Here is a 17,015-nt window from a genome sequence, read left to right as displayed (position 1 = left end):
TATTAAATAAAATAGAACAGATTATGTTGAAGACTATTTTGTCCATTTCTGGCAAACCGGGATTGTATAAATTTATCTCGAGAGGAAAGAACATGTTGATTGTTGAATCAATCGCTGATAAGAAACGCTTTCCGGCATCCGGGAATGAAAAAATTATCTCTTTAGGTGATATTGCCATGTACACGGATGCTGAAGATATACCCTTGCGTCAAGTGTTTACTTCGATGAAAGAAAAGGAGAACGGCGCTTTGGTTACATTGAATCCGAAGAAAGCTTCTGCAAATGAACTGTGTGCTTATTTGGCGGAAGTACTTCCTAATTATGATCGCGACCGTGTTCATGTATCGGATATCAAGAAGTTGATTTCCTGGTATAATTTGTTGGTGACTGCCGGTTTGACGGATTTTGAAGAGAAGAACACGGAAGAGGAAACTGAAACGGAAGCTGCCGAATAATTAACCGGCAAAAGAAAAACTATAAGGTATATTCAGTACCTGTTCCTGAAAAAACAGAGAGTGTAAGATACCTGTGTCATACATTATTTTCTGTAAGGCTGTAAGGTATCTGAATGATGATATTAGGTAGATAATCATCAAATAAGATAAGGGAATTTGCTCAAAGGGTGAATTCCCTTTTTTGCTTTAAATAACGGAGTGGAGAGTGGCTGTATCATGCAGTGCTTCGTCAAGATCTGACGAAGTGCTTTATGAAGGTGTCATGCAGTGCTTTGTGAGGTGCTGAGGAAGCACTGTGTTAGGGTGTGAGAAAGCACTGTGTGACGGAGTGAGAAACAATGCTTTCGGCTTGTAAAGTCGGCCTTTTGTCGGATAAAAGGCATATTGGAGGCCGTGTCAGGATGTGCCTGTTCTTGGTGTGCAAATGTTTTCTTTTCTAAAACAACGCTTTTCTCCACTTTTTTTATAATTTTGCAGCCTTAAAACAGGAGGCCTTGTTCCGAAGCATCTGAAGGATGCGTGACCGGCGGCCTCCAGCAAGTAACGTTCAAAATAAAAACAAAAATAAAACCATGGGTAAATTTGCCGAACATTCAAAGTTTAATCTATCGGAAATCAACAAGGAAGTGTTGAAGAAATGGGATGAAAACCAGGTTTTCGCCAAGAGTATGACAGAACGTGAAGGATGTCCTTCCTTCGTATTCTTTGAAGGGCCTCCCTCGGCCAACGGTATGCCGGGCATTCACCACGTCATAGCTCGTACCATTAAGGATATCTTCTGCCGCTACAAAACGATGAAGGGCTTTCAGGTGAAGCGTAAGGCCGGATGGGACACGCATGGACTTCCCGTAGAGCTGGGCGTGGAGAAGGCGTTGGGCATCACGAAGGAAGACATCGGCAAGACCATTTCAGTGGCCGATTACAACGCCGCCTGCCGCAAGGACGTGATGAAGTTCACGAAAGAATGGGAGGATCTGACGCATAAGATGGGTTATTGGGTGGATATGAAAAACCCTTACATCACGTATGACAATCGTTACATCGAGACCCTCTGGTGGCTGCTGAAGCAGCTCTACAAGAAAGGCCTGCTCTATAAAGGTTATACCATCCAGCCCTATTCGCCCGCCGCAGGTACGGGACTGAGTTCGCACGAGCTGAACCAGCCAGGATGCTACCGCGACGTGAAAGACCTGACGGTGGTAGGCCAGTTCAAGATGAAGAATCCGAAGCCCGAAATGGCAGAGTGGGGGACGCCTTACTTCATTGCTTGGACCACCACGCCCTGGACCTTGCCCAGCAACACAGCCCTTTGCGTCGGCCCGAAGATCGACTACGTGGCCGTGCAGACCTATAACGGCTATACGGGCGAGAAGATGACCGTCGTGTTGGCCAAAGCTTTGCTCTACACGCACTTTAACAAGAAGGCCGAAGGTCTTGCATTAGAGGACTTTAAGCCCGGCGACAAATTAATTCCCTTCAAAGTTGTAGGAGAATACAAGGGCACAGACCTCGTCGGCATGGAGTACGAACAGCTCATTCCCTGGGTGAAACCCACTGAGTTGGACAGCGAGGGCAACTGGCAGGAAGCATCGGCCAAGGCTTTCCGTGTCATCCCCGGCGATTATGTAACGACCGAAGACGGTACGGGTATCGTTCACATTGCCCCGACCTTCGGTGCCGACGATGCCAACGTGGCACGTGCAGCCGGCATTCCTTCGCTCTTCCTAATCAACAAGCGCGGCGAGACCCGCCCTATGGTAGACCTCACGGGCAAGTTCTATCTGCTGGACGAACTGGATGAGAAGTTCGTGGCCCGGTGTGTGGACACCGAGGCTTACAAGGAATACGAGGGTCGCTGGGTGAAGAATGCCTATGACCCGCAATTCACCGTCGATGGCAAATATGACGAGAAAGCCGCTCAGGCAGCCGAATCGCTCGATTTCTACATCTGCATGATGATGAAAGCAGCCAATCAAGCCTTTAAGATAGAGAAGCATGTGCACAACTATCCGCATTGCTGGCGTACAGACAAGCCGGTGCTCTACTATCCGCTGGACAGCTGGTTTATCCGCAGTACCGCCTGCAAGGAGCGCATGATGGAACTAAACAAGACCATCAACTGGAAGCCTGAGTCAACGGGTACGGGACGCTTCGGCAAGTGGCTCGAAAATCTGAACGACTGGAACCTGAGCCGTTCACGCTATTGGGGCACGCCGCTACCCATCTGGCGCACTGAGGACGGCACGGAAGAGAAGTGCATCGAGTCTGTAGAAGAACTTTACAACGAGATAGAGAAGTCTGTGGCCGCCGGTCTCATGCCGGGTAACCCCTATAAGGAAAAAGGCTTTGTACCGGGTGAATATACGAAAGAAAACTATGACAAGATAGACCTGCACCGCCCCTATGTGGACGACATCATCCTCGTATCTGCGGACGGAAAACCCATGAAGCGCGAAACTGACTTGATTGATGTTTGGTTCGATTCCGGTTCCATGCCCTATGCGCAGATACACTATCCGTTCGAGAACAAAGAGCTGTTGGACAGCCATCAGGTATATCCTGCCGACTTCATCGCCGAAGGCGTTGACCAGACGCGCGGCTGGTTCTTCACGCTCCATGCCATCGCCACGATGGTGTTCGACAGTGTTTCCTACAAGGCTGTCATTTCCAACGGTCTGGTGCTCGACAAGAACGGCAACAAGATGTCCAAGCGCTTGGGCAATGCCGTCGATCCTTTCTCGACAATCGAGAAATACGGCTCCGACCCCTTGCGCTGGTACATGATTACCAACTCCTCGCCATGGGACAATCTGAAGTTCGATGTCGAGGGTGTAGAAGAAGTTCGCCGCAAGTTCTTCGGCACTTTATATAACACGTATTCCTTCTTCGCTCTCTATGCTAACGTTGATGGTTTCGAATACAAGGAAGCCGATGTGCCCTTAGAGAAGCGCCCTGAGATAGACCGCTGGATTTTGTCTCTGCTCAACACGCTGGTGAAGAACGTGGATACGTGCTACAACGACTACGAACCCACCAAGGCCGGCCGTCTGATATCCGACTTCGTCAATGACAACCTGTCCAACTGGTATGTGCGTCTCAACCGCAAACGCTTCTGGGGCGGCGGCATGACCGAAGACAAGCTCTCGGCTTATCAGACTTTATACACCTGCCTTGAGACGGTGGCCAAGCTGATGGCGCCCATTGCACCGTTCTATGCCGATATGCTTTATAGTGACCTGATTGCTGTGACCGGCCGCGATAAGGTGGTTTCCGTCCACCTCGCCAAATTCCCCGTTTACGACGAAACACTGGTCAATGCCGAGCTCGAAGCCCGCATGCAGGTGGCTCAGGACATCACGTCTATGGTACTGGCTCTGCGCCGCAAGGTGAACATCAAAGTGCGCCAGCCGCTTCAGTGCATTATGATTCCCGTAGTAGACGAAGAACAGAGTGCCCACATCGAAGCCGTGAAGACGCTCATTATGAACGAGGTGAATGTGAAGAGCATCAAGTTCGTCGATGGGGCTGCCGGCGTATTAGTGAAGAAAGTGAAGTGCGATTTCAAGAAACTGGGCCCGAAATTCGGTAAGCAGATGAAAGCTGTGGCTGCCGCTGTAGCAGAAATGTCACAGGAAGCCATCGCTGAGCTGGAGATGAACGGCCGCTATACGTTTGTTTTGGACGGTGCGGAAGCTGTAATCGAAGTTGCTGATGTAGAAATCTTCAGTGAAGACATTCCCGGCTGGCTGGTGGCCAACGAAGGCCGGTTGACTGTCGCACTGGAAGTTACCGTCACCGAAGAACTGCGTTGTGAAGGTGTGGCCCGCGAATTGGTGAACCGCATCCAGAACATCCGCAAGTCCAGTGGCTTTGAGATTACCGATAAAATAGATATTACATTGTCTAAAAATACACAGACAGATGATGCGGTAAACGAATATAAAGACTATATTTGCAACCAAGTTCTGGCGACCTCACTTACGTTAGTTGATGAAGTACAGGAAGGTACCGAATTGAACTTTGATGACTTCTCGCTTTTTGTAAAGGTTGAAAAGAACTGAGACAGAGACTTGGAAAAGAGAGAAAAGATAATAGAATACCAAAACAAACTAAACACATTAACAATTATGGCAGAAAAGACAAGATACTCAGATGTTGAATTGGAAGAGTTTCGCGCCATTATTTTGGAAAAGTTGGAGTTGGCGCAACGTGACTACGATTTGCTGAAAGCCAGTCTGACCGGAGCCGACGGCAATGATACGGATGATACGTCTCCTACATATAAGGTATTGGAAGAAGGAGCCAATACGTTGTCCAAAGAAGAGACTACCCGACTGGCTCAGCGTCAGTTGAAGTTTATCCAAGGACTTCAGGCTGCTTTGGTGCGTATCGAAAACAAGACATATGGCATTTGCCGTGAGACCGGTAAACTGATACCGAAGGAACGTCTGCGCGCCGTTCCTCATGCCACTCTGAGCATCGAAGCTAAGAATAACGGTAAAAAGTAATTTGAAACATTAGCAGGCTATAGGCTGTGCAAGGATCGGTATCTTTGTGATCCTATAGCTTGTGCTTTTAGGGAATGTATAAGGGGATGAAAAACTTTTGGACAAAAGGTCGGATAGCTTTGTTTGTGATATTCTCGGTATTATTGGTAGACCAACTGATAAAAGTGGCTGTAAAGACGGGAATGTATTGGCATGAAAGCATTAATGCCATCGGCTGGTTATATGACAAATTGGGCATTCACGCCGAACCTCCCACGTGGTTTTATATATTCTTTACAGAAAACAACGGAATGGCTTTTGGAATGGAGATTATCGGAAAGTTATTCTTGACGTCATTTCGTATCGTTGCAGTAGCTGTTATCGGATGGTTCCTTTATAAAATTGTACGGCAGAAGATGAAGACAGGCTTCATCGTATGTGTGTCGTTGGTTTTAACAGGAGCTTTGGGCAATATTATTGACAGTGTATTTTACGGCGTATTGTTCAGTGAAAGTACCAGTTACCAGCTGGCTTCATTTCTGCCGGGGGAAGGATATGCTCCTTTGTTTTACGGCAAGGTAGTAGATATGTTTTATTTCCCTATTATTGAGACTGATTGGCCCTCATGGATGCCTTTTGTCGGCGGAGATCATTTTATTTTTTTCAGTCCGATATTTAATTTTGCGGATGCGTCAATCAGTTGTGGTATTATCGCCTTGTTGTTATTCTATAGCAAATATCTGAATAAAGCTTATCATGAAGTGACGAAGAAAGGATGAAACGTAGCAGCAATCAAATTCAACGGTATGGCTTGGTCGTTTTCTTAGTCTGGACATTATTCGCGTGTCATGTAAAACGTCCTGAAACGGTATTGTCGGATACACGAATGGAGGATATACTTTATGACTATCATATAGCCAAAGCGCTGGGTGAAGCATTATCTTATAATGAGAATTATAAGCGTTTGCTTTACATAGAGTCTGTTTACAAGAAATATGGGATAACAGAGGCCGAATTTGATTCATCAATGGTTTGGTATGCTCGGAATCCAGAAGCGTTAAGTAAAATTTATGATAACATCAATGCACGACTGAAAGCCGAGAAAACGACCGTTGAGGAACTGTTGGCTTTACGTGAAGGTAAGCCTCAAACTTCAGTTCCCGGTGATAGTATAGATGTATGGTTTGGACGGGAACTTTATCGGTTGTCCGGGATGCCATTGAATAATAAAGTAACCTTTGCATTGCCTGCAGACAGCAACTTTTACGACCGTGATACATTATGTTGGAATGTTCGTTTCCTGTATCCCGACAAAGAGTTTGATAGTATTTCTGCTCCTATCATGGCCATGTCTCTCCATTACAAGAATGACAGTGTAATTAGTGCTTTTCGTAAGATTTTCGCTGCAGGTGATTATTCTATAACTTTGCAGAACGACACGATGGGAGAGCTTAAAGAAGTGAATGGTTTTATTTACTATCCAAGTTCTGAGAAAAAATCCTTGTTGCTTGATAAGATTTCTCTCATGCGCTATCATAGTGTAGATTCTGTAGTTGTTGCAGAGGCAGATACTTTGAAAGCAGCAGAAAAGGATACCCTAAATGTGAAAAAAGAACCGGAGAATATGGCTAAGGACAGTATAGAGCCGGATAAGAAAGAGTTGAAGACTGTTCCCCGCATGCGACCTAAACCCTCTCCTGCATTGGTCCAGCCACAAAAACAGGACGTTCGTCCTCGTTTGCAAAAAAGGTAAATTGAGTTGAAAGGAGTTGAATGATGAAACGGTATGCTTCTCATTACCTGTATTTACCAAGACATGGTTTTTTGTGGCATTATGTCGTACAGATGCATGAAAATCATGTAGAGGCTCTTTTCCCCATGTCTGACGAAATCGAGAGTACAGAATGGTATTCGGGAGTTATCGTTTTAGTCTCTTCGGAAGCAGACATCCCTACACTTTCGTTCGATACCAAGGAGATTCTTTCTGAAGTTCCTGTAGGAGTTGTAGAACGTATGTCATGTTTTGTGCCTGTCCTTTTGTCTCCTTTTGATTTTACAAAGATGGAATCCGTCTCCGAAACTCGGCACATACTATTGCAGTAGCAATGGCTACATTGAGCGATTCGGCAGTTTCCCGTCCGTTAGGGTAATTAGGAATATATAATCGTTTATTTATTAAGTGGCTAACTTCCCCGCTAATACCGTTTCCTTCATTTCCCATTACAATCAATCCATTCATCGACAGATTTTCTTTATAGATGTTTTCCCCATTCAGGAAAGTTCCGTATATAGGTGTTTCTGGCTTTATCGAATGTATTAGGTCGAGTAGAGATACATAGTGTATTCTTACGTGAGCAATGCCTCCCATGGTAGCTTGAACCGCTTTAGGATTATATATATCCGCTGTTTGTGGTGTGCAGAATACATCTTCAATTCCGAACCAATCAGCCAAGCGAATAATAGAGCCCAAGTTTCCAGGATCTTGTACACCATCCAGAGCCAGGCAAAGAGAACGATTGATGATTGATGTATCCATCGAATACTCCGGTTGGTCGAAAATAGCCAAAACTTGTTGAGGTGTTTTCAGCAGGCTGGCGCGTGAAAGTTCTTCTTCGCTTACTATCAACATTTCATCAATGTCGGTTGACTGTAGTTCTCTATTGTTCATGAACCATTTGTCCGTAGCAACCAGTAATCTGCAATGAAAATGCCCCAACAGATCCCCTACGAGTTTGTGACCTTCAGCTAAAAATGCCTTCTCCGTGTTTCGGCTCTTTTTGAGTTCCAGTGAATGGATATATTTAATTTTGTTTTTACTCAGTGTCATACTCTGCATCTTTATCTTTTTCGCAAATGTACGTTATTATTTTCAGATAATCAAAACCCTGTGCACCGTGAAGAACCATAAGTATCAAGTTCTGTTTTTGTTTTTGCAAACCGAAAAAATAAGGTATATTTGTCGCAGTTTATATGTGTGCTGATATGAGGAAAGGCTTGTATTGTATAATATCCGTTCTCGCTTTATTGCTGTCGGTCTCTTGTTCGTCTACTAAATATGTACCCGATGGCTCTTATTTGTTGGACGAAGTGAGCATACATACGGATAATAAAGAGGTAAAGCCTTCCGGCCTTTCTATGTATGTGCGACAGAATCCTAATGCCAAATGGTTCAGTTTGTTTAAAACTCAGCTGTATGTCTATAACTGGTCGGGGGCCGACAGTACCCGATGGGTAAACCGTGTGTTGCGTAAGATTGGTGATGCACCTGTGATTTATCGGAAAGAAGATGCGGATCGTACTCGTGAGGAGATGACCAAAGCTGTTCAGAACATGGGTTATATGGGAGCCTCCGTTGAAACTCAAAGTCATGTGAAAAAGAAAAAGATACGGCTTGTATATAATGTGACTACAGGGAAACCTTACATTGTGAGAAATATTCGTTATGATATTCCCGATGACAATATTCGCAATTTGATGCAGCTCGATTCGGCAGATACTTATTTATCTGAAGGTATGCGTTTTGATGTGAATCAGCTTGATGCCGAACGGCAACGTATTACGAATAATTTGTTGGGGAATGGTTATTATAAATTCAATAAGGATTTTCTTTCTTATACGGCTGATACTGCACGCAATACTTATCTTGTGGATTTGACTCTTCACCTTTTGCCTTACAGACAAAGGGGAGAGACGAGAAGCCAGGAACATCATCAATATACTGTGGGAAAAGTCGGTTTTGTGACCGATTACAATGTGTTGCAGTCTTCTGCTAATGGTATTGAGATTAATGATTCTCTTCGTTACAATGGCCTTTCTATTTATTATAAGGATAAGTTATATCTGAGGCCCCAACTTTTAGAGAATAATCTTCATATTATGCCGGGAGATTTATATGATGAGCGGGAAGTACAGCGCACTTATTCTAATTTTGGTCGTTTGCAGTCATTAAAATATACCAATATTCGTTTTGTAGAAGAACGGGAGGACAGTACTCGTTTGGATGCTTATATTATGTTGACTAAAAGCAAACACAAGTCTGTTTCGTTTGAGCTTGAAGGTACAAATTCTGCCGGTGATTTGGGTGCGGCGGCAGCGGTTTCTTTCCAGCATCGCAACCTGTTTAGAGGTTCCGAAGCTTTAATGCTTCGCTTCCGTGGAGCCTATGAAGCTATTTCACCATTGAAAAGTGGAAATAATCAAGAAAACTATATGGAACTGGGGGCTGAAGCGACGATTAATTTTCCTCGTTTTATGTTTCCTTTTTTAAGTAGAGATTTTAGGCGTACAATTAGGGCAACTACTGAGTTCGGGCTGCAATACAATTATCAAATGCGTCCTGAATTCACTCGTATTGTGGCATCTGGTAGTTGGAGCTATCGCTGGGGAATGCAACGGCAGCGTTCGCAACATCGCATAGATTTGCTTGATATCAATTATTTATATATGCCATGGATAGATCCTGCTTTTCGTGCAACCTATCTTGATAAGGAGCAGAATTATATTTTGGCTTATAATTATGAAGACCGTTTTATTGTCCGTTCGGGTTATAGCTATACTTACAACAGTGCAGGGCAGGCATTGATAAATAATGCATTGTTGGGTAATTCTTATTCAGTGCGCATCAATATAGAATCTGCCGGTTCTTTACTCTATGGTTTGGCCAAACTGACCGGGATGAAAAAGAATGAGTCAGGTGAATATACATTGTTAAATATTCCTTTTGCCCAGTACATAAAAGGGGATATTGATTATGCGAAGAATTTTGTAATAGACAATCGTAATTCATTGGCATTTCATGTAGGTGGAGGTATTGCTGTTCCTTATGGAAATGCCAACGTCATTCCATTTGAAAAACGTTACTTCTCTGGAGGAGCTAATAGTGTACGTGGATGGTCTGTTCGAGAACTAGGGCCCGGGTCATATATAGGCGATAAAAATAATTTCTTAAATCAGTCTGGAGATATCAAACTGGATGCCAGTGTGGAATATCGTACCTATCTTTTTTGGAAACTGCATGGGGCATTGTTTGTTGACGCAGGCAATATTTGGACTTTACGTGAATATGAAAGCCAACCGGGAGGACAATTTGAGTTTGATACTTTTTACAAGCAGATAGCTGTGGCTTATGGCATGGGAATTCGTTTGGATCTGGATTTTTTTGTTTTACGTTTTGATGCTGGTATGAAGGCTATCAATCCTGTTTATGAGAGTGGACGGAATCGTTATCCTATTGTTCATCCAGATTTCAGTCGTGATTTTGCTTTTCACTTTGCGGTAGGTTATCCTTTTTAGACAAATTGCATTTATTATGTTTTTGTATTTTTGCTATAAGTCTCCACTTTGAAGAAAACAGATTGTACTAAAACGTTATTTTTGCTTTTGTATTTCGCTATGTTTGCACTATCTTTGCATGGGTCGAACTTCTGGAGAAGATAGGCAACTAACTTTAGTATTGGCAGATTTATTTGTAAATGGATGGAGCTGAAGAATATTAGCTGATAATAATACTGTTAGCTCCCTTAAGTATGATGCTGAATGATGAAATATATTTTATTATTATGTGGATTGTTTGTTCACTTGGGGAATATATCTGCTAAATCATTTGCAGTATCGGGAGATACTGTCCGTTTTATAAATCCTTTTGTGCATCCTATTACTTTTAGCGGTAATTTCGGTGAACTCCGTGCTAACCATTTTCATGGAGGCCTTGACTTTAAGACGGAAGGAGTGACGGGTAAACCTGTACATGCGTTGGCTGACGGCTACATTTCGCGCATTCGCGTGACACATGGATCGGGCTACGTACTTGACGTGGTTTACAACAATGGTTATTCTACTATTAACCACCACTTGGAAGCTTTCGTGGGTGACATTGCTCGGCGTGTGGAGGATCTGCAATACGAACAGGAAAGTTGGGAGGTGGAGATTGTGCCCGAAGTTGGGGAATACCCAGTCAAACGTGGGCAAGTCATTGCATATAGCGGTAATACAGGCTATTCGTTCGGTCCGCATCTGCATTTGGATGTTATTGAAACAGCCACGAACGACTATGTGGACCCATTGCCTTTCTTTGCCGGGCAGGTGAAGGATCACACAGCACCGCGAGCGCAGGGCATCATGCTCTTCCCGCAACGGGGACGGGGCGTGGTGAACAGCAAGATGACAAGACAGGCTTTCGCTTTGAATCAGACGGCAGGTATCACTGCTTGGGGTGAAATAGGAGCGGGAATCTGTGCCTATGACTATATGGATGGGGTGCACAACCGCTACGGCGTGCATACGGTTATCCTCGAAGTGGACGGACAAGAAGTCTTTCGCAGTGTGGTAGACCGCTTTGCCTACGATGAGAACCGCTATATCAACTCTTGGACCTACGGGCAATATATGAAGTCATTCATTGACCCTGGCAACCGCCTTCGCCTGCTACACGCCTCCAACGGCAACCGTGGGTTGGTTACCATTGACGAGGAGCGTCCTTACCACTTTGTTTATACACTGCGCGACGCATTGGGCAATGAGTCGAAGGTACATTTCACTATACAGGGCCTTCGGAGCAGCATCCCAGAAGTAGAGCATCGTGAAAAATATCATTTCCGTTGGGATCGAGTGAATTATTTGCAGGAACCCGGTTTTGAGCTGGTATTGCCCCGAGGTGTGCTTTATGAAGATGCTTATCTGAATTATGCCGTTCGTGGTGACAGCGGCGACATTGCCTTTACCTATCAGCTGAACGACCGCAACATTCCCCTGCACAAGGCCTGTAACCTGCGCATCGGGCTGCGCCATCGTCCTTTGGCTGACAGCACGAAATATTACGTGGCTGGTGTCAGTGCCAAAGGTAATAAATACAATATGGGAGGCCGCTATGTGAACGGTTATATGGAGGTGAAAGTGCGTGACCTGACTACTTACACTGTGGCTATTGATACCGTTCCGCCGATACTGACTCCCGTAGGGCAGGCCAGTTGGGGACGCACGGGCCGTATCGTCTTCAAAGTGAAGGATGCGCAGACAGACATTGTATCTTATCGCGGCACCATCGACGGACAGTATGCCCTCTTCGGTAAGTTGAACTCGGTGAAGGACGAACTGGTGTGCCGGCTCAACCCACACCGTGTAAAGAAGGGTGGCAGCCACGTGTTGGTGATGAGTGTCACCGACACTTGTGGTAATGTTACTACCCGTCAATACCGCTTTGTATGGTAGGTGGGAAGAATGAATTATCTATTATCAATTAATAAAGCAACGATTATGAAGATTAGAAGATTGACCCTTGCCGTTGTTTGCATGGCGGCAGCTGTAGCCGATGCACTGGCTTGCACCAATCTCATCGTGGGCAAAAATGTGTCGGTCGACGGTTCGACTATCATTTCCTATTCAGCCGACTCCTATTCATTGTTCGGCGAATTGTATCACTACCCCGCAGGCATGCACAAGAAGGGGACGATGATCAACGTTTACGAGTGGGATACGAGTAAGTATCTGGGACAAATAGAACAGGTCCGACAGACCTATAACGTAGTGGGCAACATGAACGAATTCCAGCTGACTATCGGCGAGACCACCTTCGGCGGACGTCCTGAATTAGTGGACACGACGGGTATCATCGACTATGGCAGCCTGATTTACCTGGGTTTGCAACGTTCACGTACAGCACGCGAGGCCATTAAGGTGATGACCGAGCTGGTACAGGAATACGGCTACTACAGCAGCGGTGAATCTTTCACCATTGCCGACCCCAATGAAGTGTGGATTATGGAGATGATAGGTAAAGGTCTCGGCGTGCGCGGTGCCGTGTGGGTAGCGGTTCGGGTGCCCGATGACTGTATTTCGGCTCATGCCAACCAGAGCCGCATACACCAGTTCGACATGAACGATAAGGAAAACTGCATGTATGCACCCGATGTTATCTCCTTTGCTCGCGAGAAAGGCTATTTCAATGGAGTGAACAAGGACTTCAGCTTCTCTAAGGCTTATGCGCCCCTCGATTTCAGTGCCCGCCGTTATTGCGAGGCCCGCGTCTGGAACTATTTCAATATGTTCACCGATCACGGCGAGGAGTTCCTGCCCTACATCCAAGGTACGACCGATGAGCCGATGCCCCTCTATGTGAAGCCTAATCGCAAGATTTCCATACAGGACGTGAAGAATGCCATGCGTGACCACTATGAAGGTACAGCGCTCGACATCACGAAGGACTTTGGTGCCGGCCCTTACCATACTCCTTACCGTCTCTCACCATTAGAATTTGAAGTGAACGGACAGAAATACTTTAACGAACGTCCTATCTCCACTCAGCAAACCGGTTTCGTCTTCGTGGCACAAATGCGCGAGAACTTGCCCGACGCGGTGGGCGGTGTATTGTGGTTCGGCTTGGACGATGCCAATATGACGGTGTTTACGCCCGTCTACTGTTGCGCTACCCGTGTGCCTGAGTGCTACACCCGTGTGGATGGCGCCGACTATATCACCTTCTCCTGGAAGTCTTCTTTCTGGATATACAACTGGGTGGCCAATATGGTATATCCGCGCTACGACCTGATGATAGACGACGTGCGGGCTGTGCAGACCGAAATCGAAACTACTTTCAATCTGGCACAGGAAGGCATCGAGGCCGCTGCCGTGAAGCTGTTGGAAACCGACCCTGCCAAGGCCAAAGAATTCCTGACAAACTATACCGTGATGACGGCTCAAAGTACACACGACGCCTGGAAGCGTCTTGGTGAATTTCTGATTGTCAAATACAATGACGGCGTGGTGAAGCGCGTGAAGGACGGCCGATTCGAGCGCAATGCCATCGGCCAGCCTGCCGGTGTCATCCGTCCGGGCTATCCGAAAGAGTTCCTCGAAGAGTATGTGAAACAAACAGGTGACCGATATAAAATTCCTGAATAATTTGTTTCTTCGTTTTATCTGATTAACTTTGTCGACAGTAAAAACAGATAATGTATTAACCTATTAAATAATAGATTTATGGAGAATCAAGATTTAATTAAAGTGGTTACGGAGAAAGCTCAAGAGTGGCTGGGGCCGGCTTTTGATGTTGAGACTCAGGCCGAAGTGAGGAAAATGCTGGGGAACGATGACAAGACGGAGCTGATAGAAAGCTTCTATAAAGATCTGGAGTTTGGTACGGGAGGCTTACGTGGCATTATGGGTGCCGGCAGCAACCGCATGAACATCTATACTGTGGGTGCCGCTACGCAGGGTTTGGCAAACTATCTGAACAAGTGTTTTGCCGGCCAATCCATTTCGGTAGTGGTGGGCCATGACTGTCGTAACAACAGCCGTAAGTTTGCTGAAATCTCAGCCGACATCTTTTCGGCTAACGGCATCAAGGTTTATCTGTTTGATGACCTGCGGCCTACGCCCGAAGTGTCCTTTGCCATCCGTCATTTGGGCTGCCAGAGCGGTATCAACATCACTGCCAGCCACAACCCGCGTGAGTACAATGGCTACAAGGCCTACTGGGACGACGGCGCACAGGTGCTGGCTCCGCACGACACCGCCATCATCGACGAAGTGAACAAGGTGAAGGTAGCCGACATCAAGTTCAACGGCAACAAAGAACTCATCCAGATTATCGGTGAGGATGTGGACAAGGTATATCTGGAGAAAGTGCATTCTATTTCCATAGATCCCGAAGTCATCAAGCGTCAGAAGGATCTGAGTATCGTCTACACGCCGCTTCACGGTGCCGGACGCGCACTTATTCCCGCTTCGCTGAAGCTGTGGGGCTTCGAGAACGTACATTGCGTGGAGTCACAGATGGTGAAGGACGGTAACTTCCCGACGGTGGTGTCGCCTAATCCTGAGAATGCAGAGGCCCTGACACTGGCTATCGAGTTAGCCAAGGAAATCAATGCCGACATCGTGATGGCCAGCGACCCTGACGCCGACCGCGTGGGCATGGCCTGCAAGAACGATAAGGGCGAATGGGTGCTCATCAACGGCAACCAGACGTGTCTGCTCTTCCTCTACTATATCATCAAGAACCGTCTGGCTACGGGCAAGATGCAGCCGAGCGACTTTGTCGTGAAAACCATCGTGACGACCGAACTTATCAAGGCTGTGGCCGACAAGAACAAGATAGAGATGCTCGATTGCTATACGGGATTCAAGTGGATTGCCCGCGAAATCCGCCTGCGCGAAGGCAAACAGCAGTACATCGGCGGCGGTGAAGAAAGCTACGGCTTCCTGGCCGAAGACTTCGTGCGCGACAAGGATGCCGTTTCGGCCTGCTCGCTGTTGGCTGAAATCTGTGCATGGGCCAAGGATCAGGGCAAGACGCTCTACGACGTGCTGATGGGTATTTATGTGGAATATGGCTACTCAAGAGAAACCACCGTCAACGTGGTGAAGCCGGGCAAGAGCGGTGCTGAAGAAATCAAGGCCATGATGGACAACTTCCGTGCCAACCCGCCGAAGGAAATCGGAGGCTCGAAGGTGTGCATCGTTAAGGACTACAAGACGCTGGAGATGACCGGCGCCGACGGCAAGGTGAGCCGGCTCGACATGCCCGAACCCTCGAACGTGCTCCAGTACTTCACGGAAGACGGCACGAAGATTTCCGTCCGCCCCTCAGGTACGGAACCTAAGATTAAGTTCTATATCGAAGTGAAAGGCAAGATGGGTTGTCCGAAGTGTTACGCCGGAGCCAATGCCGATGCCGAAGAGAAGGTGAAGGCAGTGCGTGCATCGCTGGGCATTTGAATGAACTAATTTTTGTCGTCCTAAAGTTCCTCCGCTTCTGTTCTACTCTGAATGGGGAAGCGGAGGAAATTTTTTCTTTTATGGTATAACCGTTTTTGACTATGACAATGACAGAGAACAACTATAAACCTGCGGATACCCGTTACGAGGCAGGGATGAACTATCGCCGTGCAGGGCAGAGCGGCATTCTGTTGCCGGAAATATCATTGGGACTGTGGCATAATTTCGGCGATGTGGATACATTGTCGGAGAGCCGCCGCAAGTTGCATCATGCTTTTGATTGTGGAATTACCCATTTCGATTTGGCCAATAATTACGGGCCTTCGCCCGGCAGTGCGGAGGAGACCTTCGGATATGTGATGAAACACTCATTTGCTCCGTATCGTGACGAATTGTTCATATCGACCAAGGCGGGGCACGACATGTGGCCCGGACCGTATGGTACATGGGGCTCGCGCAAATCGCTTATGGCCAGTCTCGACCAAAGTCTTCGTCGTATGAACCTGGACTATGTGGATATTTTCTATTCGCACCGGTTCGACCCCTGTACGCCGCTCGAAGAGACAATGCAGACGCTGGTGGATATTGTCCGTCAGGGAAAGGCCCTTTATGTGGGCATCTCCAAATATCCGCCGGAAGAGGCGCGGAAAGCATACGATTATCTGAAAAGCCATGATGTCCGTTGCCTGCTTTATCAGGGAAGATATAATCTTTTGGACAGAAAAGTGGAAGAAACGGGTGTATTGAAACAGGCGGCCGAGAACGGTACGGGCTTTATCGCTTTCTCGCCATTGGCGCAAGGGCTGCTTTCGGGACGTTATCTGGATGGCATTCCGGCCACTTCGCGTATAGCCAGAGGCGGTTTTCTGAAGCCGGAGGCCCTGACAGACGATGTAATGCACAAAGTGAGAGCTTTGAATGAAGTCGCCCTGGGTCGTGGACAGACTTTGGCTGAGATGGCTTTGGCTTGGCTGTTGAAAGACAACCTGGTTACGTCCGTGATTGTGGGCGTCAGTTCCGTAGAACAATTAAACGACAATTTAAAAGCTTTGCGCAATACAGCTTTCAGCATGGAGGAACGGGAGAAAATCGAGAAGATACTCGCTTCTGTTGCAAAGTGAGTTTCTATCCCCCGATAAAGGGTATTCGTGACCCTTGATAAAGGGTATTTGTGACCCTTGATAAAGGGTGTTCGTGACCCTTGACGAAGGGTGTTCGTGACCCTTGATGAAGGGTGTTCGTGACCCTTGATGAAGGGTGTTCGTGACCCTTGACGAAGGGTATTCGTGACCCTTGATGAAGGGTGTTCGTGACCCTTGATGAAGGGTGTTCGTGACCCTTGATAAAGGGTGTTCGTGAC

The 17,015-nt window shown here is 46.6% G+C and carries 11 protein-coding genes; 10 read left to right on the top strand and 1 reads right to left on the bottom strand.

Translation table 11 applies throughout. The annotated features are described in order from the left end of the window. Window positions 1–23: 23 nt before the first annotated feature. The 5 genes from Q0Z70_RS06115 to Q0Z70_RS06095 all read left to right on the top strand — a co-directional run bounded on the left by Q0Z70_RS06115 (window position 24) and on the right by Q0Z70_RS06095 (window position 6,695). Entirely contained in the window at window positions 24–455 is a 432-nt protein-coding gene (locus Q0Z70_RS06115) for a DUF5606 domain-containing protein (RefSeq protein ID WP_298073229.1), read from the top strand. Window positions 456–1,027: 572 nt separating this feature from the next. Further along, the gene (ileS, locus tag Q0Z70_RS06110; protein WP_298073228.1) at window positions 1,028–4,516 is read left to right on the top strand and encodes an isoleucine--tRNA ligase; all 3,489 of its coding nucleotides are present in this window, start codon (window positions 1,028–1,030) and stop codon (window positions 4,514–4,516) included. A gap of 66 nt (window positions 4,517–4,582) precedes the next feature. Then, on the top strand, window positions 4,583–4,963 hold the full coding sequence (locus tag Q0Z70_RS06105) for a TraR/DksA C4-type zinc finger protein (protein ID WP_298073227.1): 381 nt from the start codon (window positions 4,583–4,585) through the stop codon (window positions 4,961–4,963). Between the two features lie 86 nt (window positions 4,964–5,049). After that, a complete protein-coding gene (locus Q0Z70_RS06100; RefSeq protein WP_298073226.1) occupies window positions 5,050–5,721 on the top strand; it encodes a lipoprotein signal peptidase in 672 nt (223 codons plus the stop codon). Next, on the top strand, window positions 5,718–6,695 hold the full coding sequence (locus tag Q0Z70_RS06095; protein ID WP_298073225.1) for a DUF4296 domain-containing protein: 978 nt from the start codon (window positions 5,718–5,720) through the stop codon (window positions 6,693–6,695). Before Q0Z70_RS06100 ends, Q0Z70_RS06095 begins: the two co-directional genes overlap by 4 nt. Window positions 6,696–6,995: 300 nt before the next feature. Here the strand turns inward: Q0Z70_RS06095 and Q0Z70_RS06090 are convergent, their stop codons facing one another. Beyond that, window positions 6,996–7,769, bottom strand: a complete 774-nt coding sequence (locus Q0Z70_RS06090; RefSeq protein WP_298073224.1) for an RNA methyltransferase — start codon at window positions 7,767–7,769, stop codon at window positions 6,996–6,998. A 155-nt stretch (window positions 7,770–7,924) separates the two neighbouring features. On the opposite strand from Q0Z70_RS06090, the gene Q0Z70_RS06085 reads away from it, so the two are divergent. From Q0Z70_RS06085 to Q0Z70_RS06065, 5 genes are all read left to right on the top strand, one after another. Continuing rightward, on the top strand, window positions 7,925–10,234 hold the full coding sequence (locus tag Q0Z70_RS06085) for a BamA/TamA family outer membrane protein (RefSeq protein ID WP_298073223.1): 2,310 nt from the start codon (window positions 7,925–7,927) through the stop codon (window positions 10,232–10,234). Window positions 10,235–10,480: 246 nt separating this feature from the next. Beyond that, window positions 10,481–12,148: a M23 family peptidase gene (locus Q0Z70_RS06080; RefSeq protein ID WP_298073256.1), complete on the top strand. Its 1,668-nt coding sequence runs from the start codon at window positions 10,481–10,483 to the stop codon at window positions 12,146–12,148. Between the two features lie 45 nt (window positions 12,149–12,193). Beyond that, the gene (locus Q0Z70_RS06075) at window positions 12,194–13,837 is read left to right on the top strand and encodes a C69 family dipeptidase (RefSeq protein WP_298073222.1); all 1,644 of its coding nucleotides are present in this window, start codon (window positions 12,194–12,196) and stop codon (window positions 13,835–13,837) included. A gap of 78 nt (window positions 13,838–13,915) precedes the next feature. Further along, a complete protein-coding gene (locus Q0Z70_RS06070; protein WP_298073221.1) occupies window positions 13,916–15,655 on the top strand; it encodes a phospho-sugar mutase in 1,740 nt (579 codons plus the stop codon). A gap of 107 nt (window positions 15,656–15,762) precedes the next feature. Further along, window positions 15,763–16,776, top strand: a complete 1,014-nt coding sequence (locus Q0Z70_RS06065; protein WP_298073255.1) for an aldo/keto reductase — start codon at window positions 15,763–15,765, stop codon at window positions 16,774–16,776. The last annotated feature ends 239 nt before the right edge of the window (window positions 16,777–17,015 follow it).

The sequence above is a fragment of the uncultured Bacteroides sp. genome (genome assembly GCF_947632445.1).
GTDB lineage: Bacteria > Bacteroidota > Bacteroidia > Bacteroidales > Bacteroidaceae > Bacteroides.
The sequence above is the reverse complement of the archived record's forward strand: the minus strand, read 5'-3'. Positions and strand labels throughout refer to the sequence as shown.